Source organism: Geomonas sp. Red32, from assembly GCF_023652955.1.
Taxonomy (GTDB): Bacteria; Desulfobacterota; Desulfuromonadia; order Geobacterales; family Geobacteraceae; genus Geomonas.
The window spans coordinates 135,520-155,552 of sequence record NZ_JAKLOY010000004.1 but is presented as its reverse complement, the minus strand read 5'-3'; the positions used below and the strand labels follow the sequence as shown (position 1 = coordinate 155,552).

20 protein-coding genes are annotated in these 20,033 nt (G+C 57.2%); 2 read left to right on the top strand and 18 right to left on the bottom strand.

Annotated features, from left to right (window positions below):
• Positions 1–29: 29 nt before the first annotated feature.
• The 15 genes from L4X63_RS12300 to L4X63_RS12230 form a co-directional block, all read right to left on the bottom strand.
• Positions 30–923, bottom strand: coding sequence for a hypothetical protein (locus tag L4X63_RS12300; protein WP_250678932.1), 894 nt, complete (start codon positions 921–923; stop codon positions 30–32).
• A 205-nt stretch (positions 924–1,128) separates the two neighbouring features.
• Positions 1,129–1,356 (bottom strand): hypothetical protein, encoded by a 228-nt coding sequence (locus tag L4X63_RS12295; RefSeq protein ID WP_250678931.1) that lies wholly within the window; start codon positions 1,354–1,356, stop codon positions 1,129–1,131.
• A 126-nt stretch (positions 1,357–1,482) separates the two neighbouring features.
• On the bottom strand, positions 1,483–2,055 hold the full coding sequence (thcA, locus tag L4X63_RS12290) for a Thoeris type III anti-phage system protein ThcA (protein WP_250678930.1): 573 nt from the start codon (positions 2,053–2,055) through the stop codon (positions 1,483–1,485).
• Complete coding sequence (gene thcB4, locus L4X63_RS12285) at positions 2,052–3,203, bottom strand: Thoeris type III anti-phage system protein ThcB4 (RefSeq protein WP_250678929.1); 1,152 nt, start codon at positions 3,201–3,203, stop codon at positions 2,052–2,054. Before thcB4 ends, thcA begins: the two co-directional genes overlap by 4 nt.
• Positions 3,204–3,240: 37 nt before the next feature.
• On the bottom strand, positions 3,241–3,840 hold the full coding sequence (locus L4X63_RS12280) for a TIR domain-containing protein (protein WP_250678928.1): 600 nt from the start codon (positions 3,838–3,840) through the stop codon (positions 3,241–3,243).
• A 106-nt stretch (positions 3,841–3,946) separates the two neighbouring features.
• On the bottom strand, positions 3,947–5,848 hold the full coding sequence (locus tag L4X63_RS12275) for a tetratricopeptide repeat protein (RefSeq protein WP_250678927.1): 1,902 nt from the start codon (positions 5,846–5,848) through the stop codon (positions 3,947–3,949).
• Between the two features lie 83 nt (positions 5,849–5,931).
• On the bottom strand, positions 5,932–7,032 hold the full coding sequence (locus tag L4X63_RS12270) for a hypothetical protein (RefSeq protein ID WP_250678926.1): 1,101 nt from the start codon (positions 7,030–7,032) through the stop codon (positions 5,932–5,934).
• A gap of 178 nt (positions 7,033–7,210) precedes the next feature.
• Positions 7,211–7,378 (bottom strand): cbb3-type cytochrome oxidase assembly protein CcoS, encoded by a 168-nt coding sequence (ccoS, locus tag L4X63_RS12265; protein WP_250678925.1) that lies wholly within the window; start codon positions 7,376–7,378, stop codon positions 7,211–7,213.
• Positions 7,375–9,864, bottom strand: a complete 2,490-nt coding sequence (locus L4X63_RS12260; protein ID WP_284694616.1) for a heavy metal translocating P-type ATPase — start codon at positions 9,862–9,864, stop codon at positions 7,375–7,377. The genes ccoS and L4X63_RS12260 overlap by 4 nt, the downstream gene beginning before the upstream one ends.
• On the bottom strand, positions 9,861–10,304 hold the full coding sequence (locus tag L4X63_RS12255; RefSeq protein ID WP_250678923.1) for a hypothetical protein: 444 nt from the start codon (positions 10,302–10,304) through the stop codon (positions 9,861–9,863). The genes L4X63_RS12260 and L4X63_RS12255 overlap by 4 nt, the downstream gene beginning before the upstream one ends.
• Positions 10,305–10,579: 275 nt before the next feature.
• The gene (locus L4X63_RS12250) at positions 10,580–11,752 is read right to left on the bottom strand and encodes a 4Fe-4S dicluster domain-containing protein (RefSeq protein WP_250678922.1); all 1,173 of its coding nucleotides are present in this window, start codon (positions 11,750–11,752) and stop codon (positions 10,580–10,582) included.
• 43 nt (positions 11,753–11,795) lie between these two features.
• Complete coding sequence (locus tag L4X63_RS12245) at positions 11,796–12,284, bottom strand: c-type cytochrome (RefSeq protein ID WP_250678921.1); 489 nt, start codon at positions 12,282–12,284, stop codon at positions 11,796–11,798.
• A gap of 24 nt (positions 12,285–12,308) precedes the next feature.
• A complete protein-coding gene (locus L4X63_RS12240) occupies positions 12,309–12,449 on the bottom strand; it encodes a cbb3-type cytochrome c oxidase subunit 3 (protein ID WP_250678920.1) in 141 nt (46 codons plus the stop codon).
• 1 nt (position 12,450) lies between these two features.
• Positions 12,451–13,314 (bottom strand): cbb3-type cytochrome c oxidase subunit II, encoded by an 864-nt coding sequence (locus L4X63_RS12235; RefSeq protein ID WP_250678919.1) that lies wholly within the window; start codon positions 13,312–13,314, stop codon positions 12,451–12,453.
• 12 nt (positions 13,315–13,326) lie between these two features.
• Positions 13,327–14,727, bottom strand: a complete 1,401-nt coding sequence (locus tag L4X63_RS12230; protein ID WP_250678918.1) for a cbb3-type cytochrome c oxidase subunit I — start codon at positions 14,725–14,727, stop codon at positions 13,327–13,329.
• Positions 14,728–14,904: 177 nt separating this feature from the next.
• Here L4X63_RS12230 and L4X63_RS12225 point away from each other — a divergent pair, with 177 nt between their 5' ends.
• Positions 14,905–15,459 (top strand): DinB family protein, encoded by a 555-nt coding sequence (locus tag L4X63_RS12225; RefSeq protein ID WP_250678917.1) that lies wholly within the window; start codon positions 14,905–14,907, stop codon positions 15,457–15,459.
• Between the two features lie 4 nt (positions 15,460–15,463).
• On the opposite strand, the gene L4X63_RS12220 is transcribed toward L4X63_RS12225, so the two are convergent.
• Positions 15,464–15,625, bottom strand: coding sequence for a hypothetical protein (locus L4X63_RS12220; protein WP_250678916.1), 162 nt, complete (start codon positions 15,623–15,625; stop codon positions 15,464–15,466).
• Positions 15,626–15,826: 201 nt separating this feature from the next.
• Between L4X63_RS12220 and hcp the strand changes: the two genes are divergently transcribed.
• The gene (gene hcp, locus L4X63_RS12215) at positions 15,827–17,473 is read left to right on the top strand and encodes a hydroxylamine reductase (RefSeq protein ID WP_250678915.1); all 1,647 of its coding nucleotides are present in this window, start codon (positions 15,827–15,829) and stop codon (positions 17,471–17,473) included.
• A gap of 209 nt (positions 17,474–17,682) precedes the next feature.
• On the opposite strand, the gene L4X63_RS12210 is transcribed toward hcp, so the two are convergent.
• Both L4X63_RS12210 and L4X63_RS12205 read right to left on the bottom strand, forming a co-directional pair.
• Entirely contained in the window at positions 17,683–19,065 is a 1,383-nt protein-coding gene (locus L4X63_RS12210; protein ID WP_250678914.1) for a cbb3-type cytochrome c oxidase subunit I, read from the bottom strand.
• A complete protein-coding gene (locus L4X63_RS12205) occupies positions 19,062–19,778 on the bottom strand; it encodes a c-type cytochrome (protein WP_250678913.1) in 717 nt (238 codons plus the stop codon). Before L4X63_RS12205 ends, L4X63_RS12210 begins: the two co-directional genes overlap by 4 nt.
• Positions 19,779–20,033: the final 255 nt, after the last annotated feature.

Sequence of the window (20,033 nt, the reverse complement as noted above, 5' to 3'; positions counted from 1 at the left end):
CCCCAGGCTGATCCGCTGTCTGTCACATGTTACCGATAAGGTTGCGGAAATTGAACTTGCCGCAAGAAACTACCGTCTCTGAAAAGAACGTACACTGATTTTGGTGAATCAGGATTCGGCGTTTCCAAACCGTGCCGTAGGCCAGCCAGAACCTCGTAGCCGTCGGCACTGGCATATACCGCATCGGCAACGAAGACTTCGTTCTCAGTGGGTGGGCCAAATACGTCTCGCAGGCGATTCTGAATATAAAGGGTTCCAATTCCTCCAATAATACCAATTCCTTTAAAACCAGCTGAGTTCACCCGCCCTTCCACCAGAGAACGATAAATCTTTTTCTCTTGTGCGTTGAGCCCTCTAGTGACTTCGTTGAAAACGTTCTCGTCAACAGTGAACCCAGGCCCGGGAGTGAGATGTCTAAGAGGATTACCCAGTTTTTGGAACTTATTGGTTCTTGTAAACAACCACACTGACCAGGCATCAGAAACATTATAAGCTACATATCCAGCCTTGAAGTTCTGCTCATGCAAACTTACAAACTTGACTTCCTTCGGCATGCCGTATTGTCTGACTATTTCTGGATGTTGTCTTACCCACGCATCGAATACGCGCCAGGAGTTGTGTTCAGTCACGCGGGAAGGTGAGGAAAAGGGTGGCGATGGCATGGTCTCCAGTTTATGTCTGGGATCAGACGCCGGGTTAGGCAATATGTATGCGACAAATCCAAGAGTCATAGCAATAAGTGCTAGCCAGAATAGCCTGTTTATAATCAATGCAAGCAGGTCTTCAGCGATAATAGCCGTGAACTTGGGAAACTTGCCCTTTGAAATAATCTGACCAAACGTGAAGAATACGACAGCAGCAAAGAATCCACCAAGCGCCAAAGGGGTCGAAACAGAAGAAGCTATCTTGAAGATTTCTTCCATAAGTTCCTCCAAACTAAATGGCTATCCGATCTTTTTTTCGCCGGCAAACGGCGGAAGTTGATCGGCCGGGTTTGTGGGACCGAGGGTCAGGTCTTGATTCTTGAATTTCGTTTTAAACGGTTTCCCGGAAATTCAACATTCAAGACTTGACCCCCAGGCTGACCTTTTGCCTCCTTCAGCTCAAGGTGAACAACCCGGACCAAAACTATCGAATATGCTTATGAATCTTGTCGTACTCCACCCCCTTCAGCTCTTTGTTTAATTCAGAAATATAGGTTTCTGGTGCCCCTATGGCCTTGATTAATTTTTTTCGCTCGTCCGGGCTCATTTTCCCGATTTCGTCATAATTTCTCCGGACGATACTCCCGAACGCGGCCCGCAGCCACCCATTTCCGGCGGTCTCATATTCTCTCTTAAGGTCATTGATGTTCATAAATCCTCCTTTTTCAGTTTCTGTCCAACGTCACAAGGCGCACCGGCGGAGCGTAGCGGAGACCGCGTGCCGCCGCTGGTTGAAGATTTGTATTAAGGCAACCAGGCCATCATCCCTGCCATCTTTCTATTCAATAAACAATTGGAATTTCCGGCGAAATAAGCTTGCGAAGGTTAGCTCGCGAGCGAGTTCTTTGTCATAGCAGCCTTTTGAGTAAATAATAGCAGCCGCTGCACCTGTCGACGCTAGCGGTAGTACGACGGCGCTTGGGTTGTGATGACTAAATAGATCCACCTCTTCGAGCACGCCTTCCATTCCGCCGATGACTACTGCGGCCTCGAAATGCTGACTAGTCACCATCTCCTTGCGCATTAGCTTGAGACTGGCATCAAGGTCTGTGTTGACCGCGGGGATGACCCGGACGTTGATGAAATCAGCAAGTTCTACAGGCATGTTTCCTTTAAAGAGCGCACTCTGAAAGATAGTCACCTTGTCTTGACACAGTTCTGCCTCGCGCACAAAAAGGGATAACAAAGGGGTTATTGCAGGGTGACCGCCGCAGGTAATCCGTCCGATCGGAAGAACCACCTCGACTAAAGCCTTTACAGCCTCCCGAATGGCGAGGACGTCAGCTGTATCGAAGAATCGGCGGTCTCTGTTCGGGAGCGGCACACTGGCCGAAAGGAAAATATTAATCATGAGATGAATCCACTAAGAATTTCGGGGGCTTGCGCCATTCGGACGGTTCGGATGGGCAGGTGCATATCTAGCCAGTCCAGATGCTTTAGCCAGCTATTAAGAACACCTCTATTATCGTAGATGATCCAGACGTCCCGAGTATTCATGGCTGGATTCTCCAACGAATTAAATATCTCATTGATGCGACTAGAAGTTGGCAGGCCAACTGCTGGCACGACGACTAAAGATTTACTACATCCAGGCGTTTTAACCAGAATCCATTGGTAGGGTTGTATAACTGTATCCAATCCTAAGTCTTCGGCTGCGTCGCAGAAATTGTCGATTAGATAACGGTGACGCGCGGCAATGGCACGTGCACGCAGTCGCTCGGCCTCGTCACATATGCGAGCGAGCGTGTGCTGTTTCACCCATCTACCTTGCGCCATTACAAGCCCTAATCTAAAGTCTCGCCTTTCAAGCCTCATGAAGTGGCTGAAAGATGAGGCTCCATCCTCCTCCTGTCCAGGCCACAGTAGATGGAGTATCTGAATATTGGTGGCGTTCGCCTTGGCAAGCTCCTCGGTTGTCCAGCGACTTTCGCGAAAGCCAGGGGTATCGATAAGGACAACAACATCAGAGTCAGACATCCTATGCCATAGTTCGGACTGGAAATCCACTGCTGGAGGCACCGAACGCACGTCAATGAACACATCAAAACCTCGTGCATCCAGCGCGTCGTAGAGTCGCTCTGCAAAGGGCTGAGAATCAACACGCCGGTAACTGATAAAGAGCCGTCGTTCGCGGCGAAGCAGACGAAAAGCCTCCAGCACGAGAGTTGCTACACGTTCGATCCCCTCGCCACTAAGGCCGAACTCCAACGCATTTATAAACCTTAGCTGTGGCGGGATCTCCGTGTGAACTTGTTCCAGCGATGATACTAAAGGCACGACCGTAATGGAGTCTTCGATTAGGTCATCGACGAGTGGAGTATCAACCGTATATGCGGGAGCTCCGAAAAAGATCGCAACAAGGGGCGCACGCGCGTCCCTAGTAGAAGCCGCCTCCTCGCTGATAAAACGTATGGCCGCTAGTTCTACACCAACTTCAGCTAGTCTTGTTGTTAGTAGCCGTTGTAACTGACCACGGCACCCCTCATCCGAACCGAGCATAAGTATCTGGTAAGGCCCTGTTGTCATTGGCGTTGCCTCATCGTCCAGCGAGCCCAGCAGCTGTCTCTATCCATCCGCCGATGTTCTGTCGCCCGTTTTGTGTTGTAAAATCATAGCTCATACAGTGATTGGAGAGTTGTACGATTTTGTTATCACCGGGGGCGGTGAACCATAGGTCGCTCTCGGGGATGGCGAGTGTGTAGTCACTGTATTTAATCCAATTACCGCCCTTCCACTCAGCAAGGTAAATTCCCTTTTCAGTTCTGTACACACCCATTTGTGCAAGTGGGTCGGCTCCTTTTACGGCTGTGACCCCATCTTTATTCTTGACACCATGAATGTAGACGGTCAATAAACCATTTCCCTTAATTACACTACGGGCTATTTCGTATCTGACCCAGCGGCGACTCCATGTGTCAGTGCCCGCGAGTACACACGTCACAGAGGTGTTTTTCAGCCCGTCACGTAGGAAATTTTTTAGATTCTCATCACTCTCTTTCTTGGATGCTTCGAACACGCTACTATCGAAAAAACCGCTGTCGGCTTGATCCTCAGGTTTTACTACCCAGCTGTTTCGAACATTCCAGGCACGCCAAACGTCAGGCAAATAGTGAAACGAAAAAAAAGTTCTTCTCATAGTTCCATCCTCCAAGGAGTATCACAACAGGGGCGTGGTCCTTAAATCCCAAACTGGGGAGTAAGGGTTACGATCTTAGAAATCGGTGGCCCAAGTGCAAGTACGCCTAATTTAAAGTAGGATTTTGGACAAAATTACCTACTACTTCAGTATTCTGATTTTTTATGGCCTCTATTATTGACTTTATTGTATTGCAATCGTGTTCAGCCCCAATTTCGTATGAAAGAGCTAATGCTTCTACTAAATGAATATTTGCCTGCTCGGCTTCTTCTGCTTGTAACGAGATTTTAGCCAACTCAATTTTACACTGTGCAATGCCACTCTTGAAATGATATTTCTCGTTTATGTTCAGAGAGTTATAAGCCATGTCTTTTGCCTTGCTGACTTCCTTATTTAGTCTGTAAATGGTGGCTAGGTTCTTGTATTGTATTGCGATGCTCTGAGCCTCATTCGTGGATTTGTTAATGCTTAGCGCCTTTAAATGATGCTTTTCTGCAGATTCATAATTGCCCTCTAATGTATCTATTTGCCCTATACAACTAAGCTGTATTGCTATGCCATGCTTGTTGCCCATTTGTTCCGATAGAGCAAGAGATCTTTCATGGTATTCCCGAGATGTTGCAAGTTCTCCTAGGTGTCTAAAAACTGTACCAAGATTGCTCAACTCTCTAGCCACGCCTTGCATCTTGCCAAGTTTCTCATGAATTTCAAAGGCGTCGATGTGTTTTTGTTTAGCTTCTTCATGTTTCCCCTGTTGCCTTAAAATAACTCCAATATTGCCTAACGCAATAGCTTGAGCCTCCTCATTGCCCAATTCTTGTTGGAGATGTAGGGATTCATTATGTGCTAATTCTGCATGTTTTAATTTACCCAATGAGCGATAGACAAGACCCAAATATCCAAGCGTTGAAGCTTGCCCTTCTTTATTATCCATATTGATGTATATTTTTCTTGCCTCTTCTAGTTCGTGTATTGCATCTTCTAGTAGACCCCTTTTTCTAAGAATCTGACCTAAATCTCTCAACGACCTTGCCATGCCGTTGAAGTCGGAAAAGGTCTCATACAGAGCATTTGCTTTTCTGAGAAGTGCAGTTGATGAAACAAAATCTCCTTGATCTTCTTGCAATCTAGCCAATTGCCTAGTTGCGTAGGCTTTTGTATGAATGTCTTTCATTTCTGCCGATAGGTCTAACGCTTCGTCTAGCACTACCTTTGCCCTACTAGCTTGCCCGATTTTTCTTAAAAATCTGCCATACCGGGCTAATGCCCAAGGATTTCCTCCTTTAACCACAAGTTTTGAAAATGCAACCTCTGCTTCTACTAGGTCTCCTGATGACGCAAGTTCCTCGGCACTTATAAGTAGTTCATCGTTCATTGTACTAGTATATGCAGAGAGGTGAACATCTTTAAATTTGATCTTATCTTTATCTATTACCAGTCCTGTATTTTGGTTTATTTTAGTATTTGTTTCGTGCTCTCTCACCCATTTTGCTAAATGCCGCCTAAATAATTCGGCAAAATTCTCTATTGTGTCAAATGTATGATATAAAAAATCATTCAATTTTTCGCGTTCCTTTCTAAATGCAAGTACTTTTTGCAGTTGTTCTCCAGCATCACTTAATTGCCGATCACTTACAGCCTTAAAAAATAATACAAGTTCCCTCATCGGCATCTTGGTGTCGTTGAATAATGAGAAGGCAACATGAAACTCTTCCTCTGTCCCAGAGGAAAATCTTGTTTCTGTTGATGATCCTGGATAACTGCCCCACCTGTCATGCAACAATAAAATGAAGTAATCGCATGTTTTTATTTCTTCATTTATAAGACCTTGAGGGCGTCCAACACCTCCTAGCGTTATATCCCAACCCACAGGTGTAAAGTGCACTCCTCTGTGATTTGCATCTGATTCATTAAAATTTTGAATGCACGATTTAAAGCAGGTTCTTTCGTCGTCTAAACCTCTTGGGGAAGCAATGAAAACTCTATAGTTGGTAAGATTGTTTGGCATGTCTCCTCCTATTACATATAAGATAGGTCTATTTATTCAAGGTGGAAGTTGACCGGCCGGGTTTGGCGTCCCCCTCAATTCGTCTATCGTATTGGTTCAAAAACTAGGCGAATCGAGTTATTAACACGCTCACTCCTAAGCTTGCCCTCATTCCTTAAAATTCCAGCAATGAACGATGCATGCCGAGGGGACAGCGTTTGGCAATTATATTCCTGTGATTGATCCCGGACCCATTCCCCAAAACCCTCAGGTATAGGGTTTGTCGTCGAAAAGCCACCCATGACAGTTCGACCAGCAAAAGTCTCGATCATCATTTTGAAAAAATCTTCCGACACAGCAAATGAACTTTTTGCCAGCACGACCCTTACCCCTCCGGTGACAGAACCGATGTAGGAGAAACCGATATTCCGTCCACAGGTAGTGGCATGCTTCTCAGCTTCAGTAGCGTGGCTACTAGTAGTTTTCCCGGCCACCTCACCACTCGGTTCGGCGGTCTTCTTGAGTTTGTCATATGCGCCGCTAGCTGCGCCGGCTGTTTTTTCAATTGCTGCGCCGGCCTTTTCGACAAGCACGTCAAAGGCATCCTTCACCTTGTCGATGGCTTTGCGGGTCACATCAGCCAGGGACCTACCAAAGGAAGCAGCTACGGAGTTAATGTACTTTTTAAATTCTTCAACATTTTCCTTACTCAAGATCAATTTGATCTTTTCTCGCACAAATAAAATTACAGATTTGACGAACTCAACGCCGACATTCAGCCCCTCACTGACTTTTTCCAGGAGTTCAGCTCGTTCCTGCTCACTCAACGCACCCCAACCATAATAAACGGCGCCTACAGCGGCGCAGGTCATGACAATGGGATTGAAGGGAGCCGACAGGATAGCACCAACTGCGGAAAGAGGATTGCCGAGTAGCAACTGTCCACCGGCGATCACAATAAGTGGGGGGAGCATCCCGACCCCAAAGCCTACCTTCGCATTTTCCAACACTCTGCCTGTGCGCGAAACAGTAGTATCGTCTGACAATTTCATCTTCTCAATATGATCGTCTAGATAATCTTCTAGACTCCTTGCCGCGCCATACAGGTTTTTGATCGCCGTCGCCATGATGCGTTGGGTTTTATCTACAACTTCTAAACCAGCGCCTGCGCCTGCTAATGAAGCTGTCATTGTCATTGGGTCCATAGAATCCTCCTCAAAACGTCACAATGGTCTATATCACTGCTTCGATCCCATTACCTCGACTGCTTGCATGTCGAACCAGCTGTGAGAGTAGTCGAGGGTTAGGTGGAAAGGACTATATAAAGATTAAGCAGTCTTGTCAAAGTGAATTAATTAAATAGGGGTGGGGAAAAGAGGGGGGCTATTGTTTTTCCTGCTTGGGCGGGACATCGTCGTCGTCCAGCATCCTGTGCTTGGGACGCTCGACGTCGTTGAATTCTCCTTTCTGTACCGCCCACATGAAGATGAGCCAGCAGGCACAGCCGAGGAAGAGGGATAGGATCAACAGCATCATCAGTGATTGAGTCACGCTTTGCTACTCCTTGTCAGTCTCAATGAGTTCCCTACTACACAGATCGAACTGAGTGCCATCGCCGCGGCGGCGTAGATCGGGGTGAGCTTGCCGGTCATCGCGAGGGGAATGCCGATGGCGTTGTACAAAAAGGCCCAGACCAGGTTCTCCCGGATCACGTTCATCGCCCGCCGGGCGGTCCGGTGCGCGAAGATGAGCCGCTCGAGGTTCGGCTTCACCAGCACTAGCTCGGAACTCTCTACGGCGAGATCGGTTCCTCCGGCAACGGCACATCCTACGTCGGCTGCGGACAATGCCGGGGCGTCGTTTATGCCGTCGCCCACCATCAGGACTCCGCCACGCGCCCGCAGGCGCTCGACGGTTTCCACTTTGTCGGCGGGGGAGAGTTCCCCACGCCACTCCTTGATTCCTACCGCTTCGGCCGTCTCGCGCGCGGCCTCGACTCGGTCCCCACTCAACAGCACTGTCTCGATCCCGGCACGCTCAAGGTAGGCGGCCAGCGGCTTCGCATCCTCCCGGAGCCGGTCTCTCAGAACGATGGTGCCGAGCATGGCTCCTTCGACCGCTACGCAGACGAGGAGGGAGCGGTCGGGGATGATGATGTCGGTCGGGACTGCCACTCCCTGGGCGGTGAGGAAACGGGGGCTGCCTGCAACCGCCTTCTTGCCTTGGATCAGGCCAGTGATCCCGCCGCCGGCCACTTCCTTGATCTCTTCGGCGGGAAGGGGGAGATGGCCGTTATCCCTATCCTCACCCCGCCCCTCCCCTTGAAGGGGAGGGAGAGTATGGCTAAGCGGAGGATAGTGACTAATCAGGAGGCCTTTTGACTGGGCCGCTTGTACGAGCGCCTTACCGAGCGGGTGGCGCGATCCTGCCTCTAGCGCCGCCGCAGTTGCCAGCAGCTCTTCCTCGCTATGCCCCTTGGCGGGGAGGATCTCAACGAGGGTAGGGGAGCCGCAGGTGAGGGTGCCGGTCTTGTCGAAGGCGGCGCTCTTGATCCGGCTGAGTTTCTCCAGCACATCGCCGCCGCGAAAGATTACTCCTCCCATGGCCGCGGCGCCGGTGGCCGCCACCATGGCGGTCGGGGTGGCGAGGCCGAGCGCGCAGGGGCAGGCGATGACCAGCACGGAGAGTGAGTCCATCAGCGAGGCCCCGAGCGGGTGGCCGGAAAGGTATTTCCAGAGAAAGGTGGCCGCGGAAAGGGCCAGGACGGCGGGGACGAAGACGGCGCTGACCCGGTCGGCTATCCCCTGGATCGGGGCGCGGCGGCTCTGGGCTTCTTCGACCAGCCGCGCCACCCGGGCTATGAAGCTGTCGGCCGCCTCTTTCTCGCAGGCGATGGTCAAGGTCCCGCTCAGGTTGCAGCTCCCGGCGATCACCGGATCTCCCGGCGACTTCAGGACGGGTAGAGCCTCTCCGGTGGCGGGGGATTCGTCTACCTCGCCTGTTCCCTTCCTTACCTCCCCGTCCACCGGGAACCGCTCCCCGGCCGCCACCAGCACCAGGTCTCCTACCTTGAGCTCAGCCGGATCGACCTTCTCGACGCCATCCCCGGTCACTCGATGTGCCTCGGCCGGGCAGAGTCCCAGGAGATGTTCGATCCCCCCCGAGGCGCGGCGGCGCGCCATGTTCTCCAGAAGCCTTCCGGCCAGGATGAGGGTGACGATCATGGCGGCGGTCTCGAAATACACCTCGCCGCCGGCCCAGAGCTGATAGACGCTGTAGAGGTAGGAGGAGAGGGCGCCGAGCGCGATCAGGAGATCCATGTTGGGGGCGCGGTTGACGACGGAGCGCCAGGCGCCGGAGAGAAAGGGGCGGCCGCTGTAAAAGATGACGGGGGTGGTGACGAGGAGGGAGAAGAACTGCAGGTACTCCTTAGTCTGCGCGTCCATCCCCTGGAGGTATCCGGCGTAGAGGGAGAAGGAGTAGGCCATGAGCTGCATGGTGAGGAAAAAGGCGGTCCCGAGCCGGAATAATAGATCCCGCTGCTCCCGCCTCGCACCCTCTTCCCGCGCCGTCTCGGAGTAGGGGCGGGGGCGGTAGCCGAGCTCGGCGATCCGGGAGAAGATCCCGGCCGGGGTGACGGTATCGGCCTCGAAGACGACGCGGGCACGGCCGGTGGCGTAATTGACCCTCGCCTCCTTTACACCCGGTATCCTGCCGATCACCTTCTCGTTCAGCCAGACGCAGGAGGCGCAGCGGATGCCGTCGATGATGATGTCGATGGCGCTCGCGTCGCCTGCGGGGCGGACGAAGCGGGAGAGATAGGCGTCGTCGAAGGTTTCCTGGAAGGCGGCAGGGGAGGGGCCGTCGACGGTGGCTTGCCGCCGGCGGTAGAAGTCGTCGAGCCCGGCGCCGGTGATGAGGAGGTAGGCGCCGTGGCAGCCGGGGCAGCAAAAGAGGAGGGTTCCGGCGCTGCCGCCGTCGATGGAGGGCATCCCCGGGGGTACCGGCGCGCCGCAGTGGAAGCAGATCCCAATCAATTGAAGAGGACCACTTTCCGGCAGGTGTTCGCCTCGCCGCGGATGAAACGGAGTGTCCCGTGCAACTCGGTGTTGGGGGGGAGCGGTGCGGTGGATTTGAAGACGCCGGGGGAGGATTCGGCGAAGGCCAGCGCGGCGGCCCGGCTCCGGTCTTCCTCCTCGGGCTCGAACTGCAGGCGCCCTCCCCGCAGGAGGCCTCCCCCGCTGTCCACCACCCGGGCGACCAGGTATCCCTTCTGGACGTAGGGTGCGATCGTCCAGTCGGCGGTGGGAAGGCACTGCCCGTACTGGAGGCCGTGGGTGTAGTAGTCGCGGTCGACTACCCGGGTCACCTTGCGGGCGGCGAGGGTGAAACTGATGGCCATGCCGATCAGGAAGAGCCCGACCAAGGTGCCCAGGGCCAGCTTCCAGCGGCGGATTGAGGAATCTTCTGCGGTCATTGATCTCCTCGTAAGTTGGTTTCTTTTGAAGTCCCCCTTTGAAAAAGGGGCCAACGTTTTAAATCCCCCCTGCCCCCCCTTTTTCAAAGGGGGGGACTTTGGTTTCTCTTGCATCGGCGGGGGCGTGGGATGAGCTGCCTTTTGCGCTGCTGGCAATGTCCTTTCGGCGGGCTTCCCCCACCCCCTTGCCCCCTCCCTCCGGGGGAGGGGGGATGTTGTGCTGACAATCTCGCTGGGGCGGGGCTTCCACCACACACTCGCCCTCCCTCCGGGGATTAGTTAACTAGGAGCGGGAGGGGGGAGGTGGCGATCACTTTGCCGTCCCGCATCAGCCTTATTTCCAGGGCCATGTTGGCCGGGGGGGCGGGGGCGACCTTTACCGCCACATCCACTTTCCGGTTCTCGTTGGGAGCGAGACTCAGCTCGCGGACCGGGCCGACCAGCTCCACCCGGTAACCATTCACCGGTGCCGCCTCCAGCGAGAAGGCGGCCGCCTGGGTGGAGCGGTTCTCCAGGAAGACCTGGTAGAAGTTGACGATGGTGCCGTCGGAGAGTCTTTTCACCTCTGCGGAGGCGGAGCGCTGCACCTTGACGGTCGCCTCCCGGCGGTGGGTCACTCCGAGCGCCAGGACGACGGTTAGGAGCACGAGCACGCCGGCCAAAAGGATCGACTTCCTGTTCAAAAGGGCGGAGGGGCTTCCACCGCTGCCGCCGAAGGTGTAATGGAAGAGCCCCGGCCGCTTCCCTTTGGCCATCACCAGCCGGCAGGCGTCGAGGCAGCGCCCGCAGTTGATGCACTCGATCTTCAGCCCGTCCCGGATGTCGATCCCCATCGGGCAGGCCCTCAGGCAGGCGGCGCAGCGGATGCACTCGTCCTTTCTCTCCGGATCGAACTCGAGGGTGAGGGTCCCCGCCTCGGTGGTCAATAGCTGGATCCGCCCGTAGGGGCAGACGGTCTTGCAGAAGCCCCGCCGCACCAGGGTCAGGTCCAGGTAGACCAGGAGGAGCATGGAGACCAGGGTAATCCCCGCCACCATCCCGAGCTCTCCCGACGCGAGCCTCCTCACGTATTCGCCGGGGGGGATGAAGTACCAGACCAGGTTGCTCCCGATGAGGAAGGAAAGGAGGAGGTACCCCCCGTGCCTGACGGCCGCCGCCACCGGTTTCGGCAGCCGCGCCACCCGGGCGTCCAGCCAGTCGGCCAGATCGCAGACGGTGGTCTGGGGACAGAACCAGCCGCACCAGACCCGCCCGAAGAGCATGGTGACGAGTAAAAAACCGAAGACGAAGATCAGGGTGGCCAAGAGGAAGAGATAGAACTCCTCGATCCGGATCCGCGCCCCGAAGAGGAGCAGGGTCCGGCTGGCCGCGTCGAGCCGCAATAGCGAATCGCCCCCCACCCGCACGAACGGGATGAGGAGAATGAGCAGGCTGGCGAGCCATTGCACCAGCCTGCGTTTGGGGCCGATGAGGGGGATCTCCCCCCCCGTGTTAGAGCGAGAGGACGTACTCAACGAGCCCCTCGAGCTTGTCCTTGGACAGTTCGCTCCGGAAGGAGGGCATCCCGCCCGGGCGCCCCTCGACCAGCGTCTGCATCACCTCGGGAGCGGTCCTGCCGTACTTGTAGGTTTTCTTGGTCAGGTCGGGGCCGATCCCCCCCTTGGCGTCGGGGCCGTGGCAGGAGGCGCAGCGCTCGGCGAACTCCTTCTTGCCGGCCGCCAGCAGCTCGGTGCTCCGCCTCTCCTCGTTGACCGGCAGCGCGGCCTGTCCCCCCTTGGACTTCTCGGCGGCGAGCCTCGCCTCCTTGGCCCGCTTGATGGCGGCGAATTCCCCCTCGGAGCTCCAGCCGCTGAAGAGGTAGTACCCCATGAAGCAGACCGCCCAGATCACCAAAACGGTGAAGAGAGCCTTGAAGATCAAGGGGGGGGTATCCTTCGCCTTGTACCTGATGCCATCGTATTCCTTGTCGAGATCCGACATGGTAATCCTCCTTGGAATTGGCCTTCAATCTTCGTCCATCATCCGGTATTTCGGCTCCTCTCCCCGCTCCTTGCGCCCCGGACTGTAGGTGCGGGCCACGATGGCGGCGAAGACGAGGAACAAAAGGACGGTGAACCCCAGGTAAACGATGCCGGAGAGGTCCATATCAGCGCCTGTGGGTCGACTTGATGTAGGTGACGACCTTCCAGATGCTTTCCTTGCCGAGGCTGCTGCCGAAGGCCGGCATGCCGCCGGTCTGGATGCCCCCGAAGATGGAGTTGAACACCTGGGCGTCCGGCTTGTCGAGGTCGATGAGCGGCGGCCCCACCTCGCCCTTGAGGTCCTTGCCGTGGCACTGGGCGCAGCTCTCGTCGTAGACCTTCTTCCCTTCCGGGATCACCGCGAGGTTGTCCTGGTAGGGGTTCTTGGCCTCGCCCACCACCTGGGCCTGCTGGCTCTGTCTCCAGGGGATGTCGTTGCCCAGCTTCTGCATGTAGGCGACCAGGGCGTCCATCTCGCTCTTGCCGCTGACCGCCTGGAGGTCGGCCTGGGTGTACGGGAAGTTCAAGGTCTTCATCTTCTTCTCGGTGAGGCTCGTGTCAAGCGGCCGGTCGAGGAAGGCGTACTTCGGCATGTTGGAGCGCGGCACCATCGACTGCGGGTCGCGCATGTGCTTGTAGTGCCAGGCGTCCGGGTACTTCGCGCCGATCCTCGCCAGGTCGGGCCCGGTGCGCCGCGACCCCCAGAGGAAGGGCTGATCGTAGACGAACTCGCCCGCCTTGGAATATTCGCCGTAGCGCTCGGTATCGGAGAGGAGCGGCCGCACGGTCTGGGTATGGCAGTTGTTGCACCCCTCGCGGATGTAGATGTCGCGCCCCTCGAGCTGGAGGGGTGTGTACGGTTTCACCGACGCTATGGCGAGCTTGGGATCGTTGATCCACTTGAAGGGCATGATCATGGTGATGACGGTCCCCACCATGATGGTGGCGGCAGCCAATAGCAGCAGGATGACGGGCTTTTTCTCGAACATGACCACTCCTTTCTAGGCGGTTTGCGCCGCGCCGGCCTTGCCGCGGGCGATGGTCTTGTACATGTTGTAGAGGAAGACCAGCATGCTGGCGAAGTAGACGACCCCGCCGAAGGCGCGCATGTACCAGTAGGGGTAGAGCTCGACGACGGTTTCCATGAAGCTGTAGTGGAGGCTGCCGTCCGGGTTGGTCGCGTTGAGCATGGCCCCCTGCTGCACGCCGGCGATCCACATGCTGATGGAGAAGATCAGCTGTCCGGTCACCGCGAGCCAGAAGTGGAGGTTGGCCAGCGGGACGCTGTAGATCTCCGTGTGGTAGAGTTTCGGCAGCGAATAGTAGATGGCGGCGAAGATCACCAGCGATACCCAGCCGAGCGCCCCCATGTGGACGTGGCCGGGGACCCAGTCGGTGTAGTGGATGAAGGCCGAGAAGGTGCGCACCGCCTGGGCGGGACCCTGCAGGGTCTGGATCCCGTAGAAGGTGATGCCGAAGATGAGGAACTTGGTGAGGTAGTTGTCCCGCATCTGGTGCCACTGGTCTTCCATCGAGTAGTAGCCGTTGAAGACCGCCGCCCAGGAGGGGGCGATCAGCATGATCGAGAAGGCCATGGCCAGCGTCTGGACCCAGTCGGGGACCGGGGTCCAGAGGAGATGGTGGGCGCCGGTCCAAAGGTACATGAAGATGAGGCTCCAGAAGGCGATCACCCCCATCCGGTGGCTGTAGATGGGAACCCCGGTGGCTTTGGGGAGGAAGTAGTAGAAGATGGCCAGGGGCGGGGTGGTGAGCACCATGGCGACCGCGTTATGCCCGTACCACCACTGCACGTTGGCGTCGTTGGCCCCGGCGTAGGCGCTGTAGGACTTGGTCAGCGACACCGGGATGCCGGCGTTGTTCACCAGGTAGAGGATGGCGACCCCGACCAGGGTGGCCAGCACGTACCAGAGCGTGATGTACATCTGCTCCTCGCGCCGTTTCACGATGGTCATCACGATGTTGACGGCGAAGATCACCCAGAGGACCACCACCATCAAGGCCACCGGCCATTCGAGCTCCGCGTACTCCTTGCTCCGGTTCATCCCGAGCAGCAGCGTCACCGCGGCGGTCGCGATGGTGATGTTGAAGAGCCAGAGCTGAATGCGGCCAAGGCCGGGACTCCAGAGCCTGGTCTTGCACAGGCGCTGCGTCATGTAGATGAAGAAGGCCATGAAGCTCCCGATCCCCCAGCCGAAGATCCCGGCGTTGGTGTGGATCGGGCGGAGCCTTCCGTAGGTGAGGTAGGGGGGGACGTTCAGTTGGGGAAAGGCGATCTGGAGGGAGATCAGCAGCCCGACCAGCATGGCGACCGTCCCCCAGACGATGCTCCACGTTATGAATCCCTTGACCACCTCGTCCGCGTAACCTTCCTGCTGATTCATGTTTTCCTCCACTGGGTGAGACGCTGGCAAGCAACCTTTGGGCAAAAGATAATCGCCACTTTTGTGAGTTGTTGCGCCGTCTGGAATAACAAGGACCACTGGTTAGTTTATTTGGTATTCCCCGATTATCAAGTCACAGCCAGTACTTAATCGATTTTGGTCGAAGAGAGGATCGCTATGCCAGTGGTTGCAGCGGTAGATAGGGTGATGGGGGCGGTGGTGGAGGTCTTCACCCAGTTGGATGCCCTTTGCGGGCTTCCCGGAGAGCTATTGACCCGCCGCCCCGGCCGGGAGGATGCCTGGACCATCGCCGAGCACCTGGAGCACGTGGCCCTGGCGGACCGCTTCCTTTTGTTGACCATCGGCAAGGGGTGCCGCACCGCCTTGAAGAGGAAGGCCGCCGGCGCCGTCGCGGAAGGGGAGAGCGATCTCGGGCTCCTGGCCGCCATCGCCGATCCGGACGCCTTCGCGTGGGCGCCCCCGCGGCATATGATCCCGACCGGCCTTCCCTGCGCCGGGGAGATCCGCGAGCAGCTGGAAAACCAGCGAAAGAGGTGCGTTGAGCTTTTGGAGTCGATGAGGGAGGGGGAGGGGAGGCTATGCCGCATCAGGATGTCGGTCAACCGGTCGGGGTGGCTCGACATGTACCAGTGGCTGTACTTCCTGGTGCAGCACGCCCGTTACCACGTCGTGCTGATAGAGAGGGTGATGGATGAACTGAGCGGGCGGTGAGCTCTCAGAGTTCCTCCGGCTTGCAGAGATACTCTTCCTTCTTGGCAACCCTGCAGCATTTTTTGCAGACAAAGGCAGGGGTGGAGACGATCTTCTTCAGCTCCTTGAAATCGTCCTTGATGTCGTCCTTGTCCCACTTGCAAAGTGTCTTGGTGTCCTTAGCCATGGCGCCTCCCAAACTTCCACAAAATAACGTCCATCCTGTACAGACTGTACCACCTAAGCTCTGACGTTTCTACAGGCCTCGCAGGTTGAGAAAGAAAGTCGCAGTGGCAGAAGTTGCCGGAACCATTTTCCCGGATATACTTCAGGAGTTTTGCTGGTGTCACCTCAGCGTTAATCGCAAACTCAAAGGAGGAGTGTTTCTATGGGAATGTTTTGCCGTCAATGTGAGCAGGCTGCCAAGGGGACCGGGTGCGAAGTGGTCGGTGTCTGTGGCAAGAACGAGGAAGTGGCCGCTCTCCAGGACCTGATGCTGTACGGCCTGAAGGGGCTCGCGGTCTACGCGGACAAGGCCCGCGCGTTGGGCGCCAAGGACGAGACGATCGACAAGTTCCTCATCGAGGGGCTCTTCACCACGGTCACCAACGTCGACTTCGACGCCGTCCAGATCGCCGGGAAGCTGAGAAAGTGCTTCGACGAGAAGGAGAAGGCGAAGGGGCTTTACGAGAAGGCCTATCTCGCCAAGAACGGGAGCGCCGCTCCCGCCATCGCCGCCGGTCCGGCCACCTGGAACATCGCCGACAGCCTCCCGGCCCTGGTCGCCCAAGGTAAGGAGCACGGGGTGAAAACCCAGCACAGCGACCCCGACATCCTGAGCGCCATCGAGCTCGTCAACTACGGCCTGAAGGGGATGGCCGCCTACACCACCCACGCCTATCATCTCGGCAAAAAGGACGAAGACGTCTTCGCGTTCTACCACAAGGCGCTGGCGGCCACCGCCGATCCCTCCCTGGGGCTCATGGATTACGTGACCCTCTCGATGGAGGTCGGGAAGATGAACATCCAGGTGATGGGTATGCTCTACGAGGGGCACGCCGATCACTACGGGGCGCCGGTTCCCACCAAGGTCCAGCTCGGGACCCGCAAGAGGAAGGGGATCCTGGTCTCCGGCCACGACCTCAGGATGCTCGAGGAACTCCTCAAGCAGACCGACGGCAAGGGGATCGACGTCTACACCCACGGCGAGATGCTCCCGGCCCACGGCTATCCGGGGCTCAAGAAATACTCCCACCTCTACGCCAACTTCGGCGGCGCCTGGCAGGATCAGTACAAGGAGTTCCAGAACTTCCCGGGCGCCATCATCTTCAACACCAACTGCATCCAGCGGCCGGCCGACCAGTATAACGACCGCCTCTTCACCTGGGGCGAGGTCGGGTGGCCCGGCGTCAAGCATTTAACCGGCTGGCACTTCGACGACGTCATCACCAAGGCGCTGGAGGCCCCGGATCTCCCGGACGCTCCCTCCAAGGAGATCACGGTCGGCTTCAGCCACAACGCCGTCCTCGGGGTGGCCGACAAGGTCATCGAGGCGGTGAAGAGCGGCGCGGTCAAGCACTTCTACCTGATCGGCGGCTGCGACGGCGCCAAGCCGGGAAGAAACTACTACACCGAGTTCGCGGAAAAGGTGCCCAAGGACTGCATGATCCTGACGCTGGCCTGCGGGAAGTTCCGCTTCAACAAGGAGGAGTTCGGCGACATCGGCGGCATCCCGCGTCTCTTGGACGTCGGCCAGTGCAACGACGCCTACTCCGCGGTGCAGATCGCCCTGGCGCTCGCCAACGCCTTCAACTGCGGCGTCAACGACCTTCCGCTCTCCTTCATCCTCTCCTGGTACGAGCAGAAGGCCCACGTCATCCTGCTGTCGCTTCTGCACCTCGGGATCAAGAACATCAAGCTCGGTCCGGCCCTGCCGGCCTACCTCTCCCCCAACGTCCTCAAGTTCCTGGTCGACAACTTCAACATCGGCCAGATCGGCAACGTGGACGACGACCTGAAGGCGACGCTCGCCTAGCAGGAAGGCAGTAGCCCGAAGGGGCGAAGGCAGAAAAAAGAGCGCCGGGAACGAAAGGTTCCCGGCGCTCTTTTTGTGTCTGTGGGGCAATCAAGTCCCCCTTGTTAAAGGGGGATTTAGGGGGATTTGCCTCTCGACCAGTAAGGCAAATCCCCCCTGTCCCCCCTTTGACAAGGGGGGAACCTTCTTTCGGGAGGTCTAAGTGGTGATCAGATCCCTTCCGCCGCCGGGCCCCGTTCGGAGCTGAGCGTCTCCGCCGGCTGGTCGGGGGCGGGCTTGATGGTGAAGAGATGCCAGACGGTGATGATGACCCCGATCAGGAAGACGACGCCGATCCCGAAGGCGATCCTGAACCAGAACATCATGGTGATCTGGGCGGTGCTGTAGCCGATGTCGAGGAAGCGCTCCAGGTAGGTCTGCAGGATCCCGGCGACCCCGAAGACGAGGCCCAGGAGGAACATGCCGATGGTCATGATCCAGAATCCCCACCGGCCCAGCCGGTCCTGGTACTTGATGATGTTTTTGAGCCGCGGCATCGCGAAGTAGAAGATGGTCAGGTTGAGGATGCCGTAGGCGCCGAAGAAGGCGAGGTGCCCGTGGGAGACGGTGACCTGGCTGCCGTGGGTGTAGTAGTTGATGGGGGGAAGGGTGTGCATGAAGCCCCACAGGCCGGCCCCGACCAGGTGGTAGATGGCGAGCCCCACGATGTAATACCAGGTGAGCGGGTTGATGATCGGGTTCTTCCTTTCCCGCACGTGCATCCAGGTATCGACCACCATCAGCACGATGGGAAGCGGTTCCAGCGCGCTGAAGACCCCGCCCCACCAGAGCCAGTAATCGGGGGCGCCGATCCAGTAGTAGTGGTGCCCGGTCCCGACGATGCCGGTGAAGAGGAAGAGGCCGGTCTCCACGTAGAGCCACTTCTCCACCACCTTCCGGTCGACGCCGGTGACCCGCATGATGATGAAGGCGACGATGGAGGCGGTGACCACTTCCCAGGCCCCTTCCACCCAGAGGTGGATCACCCACCACCAGTAGTAATAGTCGGTGTTGAGGTTCTGGTAGAAGGGCATGCCGAAGAGGTACATGACGGCGAGGAAGGCGACCCCGCCTAAAAGCATCCACTGCAGCGCCGATCTCACCTTGGCGGTGAAGATGGTCATGGCGACGTTGGCGATGAAGAGGAGCGCGGCCACCACGATCAGGGCGTTGAGCGGGAAGGGGATCTCGAGGAGCGGTTTCCCCCGGGTCCAGCGGAAGAGGAAGCCGATCACGGCGGTGACCGCGGCGAGGACGAAGATGGCCAGCTGGAGATAGGCGATCCTGGTGCTGTAGAGATCCCGTTCGCATTCCACCGGAAGGATGTAGTAGGTCCCCCCCATGAAGCCCAGGAGCATCCAGGCGACCAGGAGGTTCGTGTGGATGGAGCGGGCGGTGTTGAAGGCGAAGACGTCGACCAGTGCCTGCGGCAGCGTGAAGGCGTAGTTGATGGAGAGCCACAGCCCCATGATGACCTGCAGGATGAAGAGGACCAGGGCGATGCGGAAGTACCAGAGCGAAACGCGCTGGCTGGGGAATTCGATGGCCGTCATTGGCGCACCTCCTTGGGGACTTTGAGGGCGAGGATGAAGTCGGCGATGATCCCCGCCGTCTCGGGGGTGACGTTTTGGGGCGGCATGGCGATCCCCGGTTTGACCGACTGCGGGTTGAGCATGTAGCGGATGAGGGTGGCCCGGTCGTAGGCGATCCGCTTGGCGATGTCGTCGAAGGAACCGGCCACGTTGCGTCCGAGGTTCTGGAAGCTGTGGCAGCCGCCGCAGGCCCCCATCACGATATCGACCTTGCTGAGGTTTTGCGGGGAGGCGGCGCGCTGGTAGTAGGCCTTGACGAACTTCTCGTCCTGCGGCGGCCAGTGCCGGTTGTCGATCTCGCCCACCCATTTCAGGAAGGCGTTCAGCTGGGCGATTTCGGGCTGGGTCACTCCGAGTTGCGGCATCTTGCGGAAGGAGTTCTTGTAGACCGCCTCGGGGTGCATGACGATGGTGGCGATGTTGTTGGGCCCCAGGCGGTAGAAGGCCTTGGTCATGTCGGGGGCGTAGTAGCCGCCGAAGCCGAGGATGGTGTGGCAATCGTTGCAGTTGTAGCGGTGCCAGACCTTCTTCCCGGCGATGACGTCGGCGGTGAGGCGGTCGGTGTGGGCGAAGGTTGGGGTTTGGCGGTGGAAGTCGTAGGTCATCCAGAGGAAAATCACGGCGGAGGAGAGGGTTCCAATCCAGAAGATCCAGCGGGCAGCTTTCCCGGTCATGCCAGCCTCCTTTGCTGAATTATTAGCAAAATATAATCTTTACACGAAGGCCGGTGGTGTCAACGGGGAAAGTCGGTGGGTGAGGTGCTGAGGGGCAGGGGGTGTGGACGGCTGTGTGGGTGCGTGGCTGCGGGCAGGGGTGGCTGCGGGCGTGGGCGTGGGGGTGGGGTGGGGTGGGGTGGGGTGGGGTGGGGTGGGGTGGGGCGAGTGCGGTGGGGTGGGGTGGTGCGAGTGCAGGTGTTGTTTGTGTGGCTG

Excerpts from the sequence above, each read along its gene's own strand:
- L4X63_RS12300 (WP_250678932.1), bottom strand. The coding sequence starts at position 923 with ATGGAAGAAATCTTCAAGATAGCTTCTTCTGTTTCGACCCCTTTGGCG.
- L4X63_RS12295 (WP_250678931.1), bottom strand. The coding sequence starts at position 1,356 with ATGAACATCAATGACCTTAAGAGAGAATATGAGACCGCCGGAAATGGG.
- thcA (WP_250678930.1), bottom strand. The coding sequence starts at position 2,055 with ATGATTAATATTTTCCTTTCGGCCAGTGTGCCGCTCCCGAACAGAGAC.
- thcB4 (WP_250678929.1), bottom strand. The coding sequence starts at position 3,203 with ATGCTCGGTTCGGATGAGGGGTGCCGTGGTCAGTTACAACGGCTACTA.
- L4X63_RS12280 (WP_250678928.1), bottom strand. The coding sequence starts at position 3,840 with ATGAGAAGAACTTTTTTTTCGTTTCACTATTTGCCTGACGTTTGGCGT.
- L4X63_RS12275 (WP_250678927.1), bottom strand. The coding sequence starts at position 5,848 with ATGCCAAACAATCTTACCAACTATAGAGTTTTCATTGCTTCCCCAAGA.
- L4X63_RS12270 (WP_250678926.1), bottom strand. The coding sequence starts at position 7,032 with ATGGACCCAATGACAATGACAGCTTCATTAGCAGGCGCAGGCGCTGGT.
- L4X63_RS12255 (WP_250678923.1), bottom strand. The coding sequence starts at position 10,304 with ATGACCGCAGAAGATTCCTCAATCCGCCGCTGGAAGCTGGCCCTGGGC.
- L4X63_RS12245 (WP_250678921.1), bottom strand. The coding sequence starts at position 12,284 with ATGTCGGATCTCGACAAGGAATACGATGGCATCAGGTACAAGGCGAAG.
- L4X63_RS12240 (WP_250678920.1), bottom strand. The coding sequence starts at position 12,449 with ATGGACCTCTCCGGCATCGTTTACCTGGGGTTCACCGTCCTTTTGTTC.
- L4X63_RS12235 (WP_250678919.1), bottom strand. The coding sequence starts at position 13,314 with ATGTTCGAGAAAAAGCCCGTCATCCTGCTGCTATTGGCTGCCGCCACC.
- L4X63_RS12230 (WP_250678918.1), bottom strand. The coding sequence starts at position 14,727 with ATGAATCAGCAGGAAGGTTACGCGGACGAGGTGGTCAAGGGATTCATA.
- L4X63_RS12225 (WP_250678917.1), top strand. The coding sequence starts at position 14,905 with ATGCCAGTGGTTGCAGCGGTAGATAGGGTGATGGGGGCGGTGGTGGAG.
- L4X63_RS12220 (WP_250678916.1), bottom strand. The coding sequence starts at position 15,625 with ATGGCTAAGGACACCAAGACACTTTGCAAGTGGGACAAGGACGACATC.
- hcp (WP_250678915.1), top strand. The coding sequence starts at position 15,827 with ATGGGAATGTTTTGCCGTCAATGTGAGCAGGCTGCCAAGGGGACCGGG.
- L4X63_RS12210 (WP_250678914.1), bottom strand. The coding sequence starts at position 19,065 with ATGACGGCCATCGAATTCCCCAGCCAGCGCGTTTCGCTCTGGTACTTC.
- L4X63_RS12205 (WP_250678913.1), bottom strand. The coding sequence starts at position 19,778 with ATGACCGGGAAAGCTGCCCGCTGGATCTTCTGGATTGGAACCCTCTCC.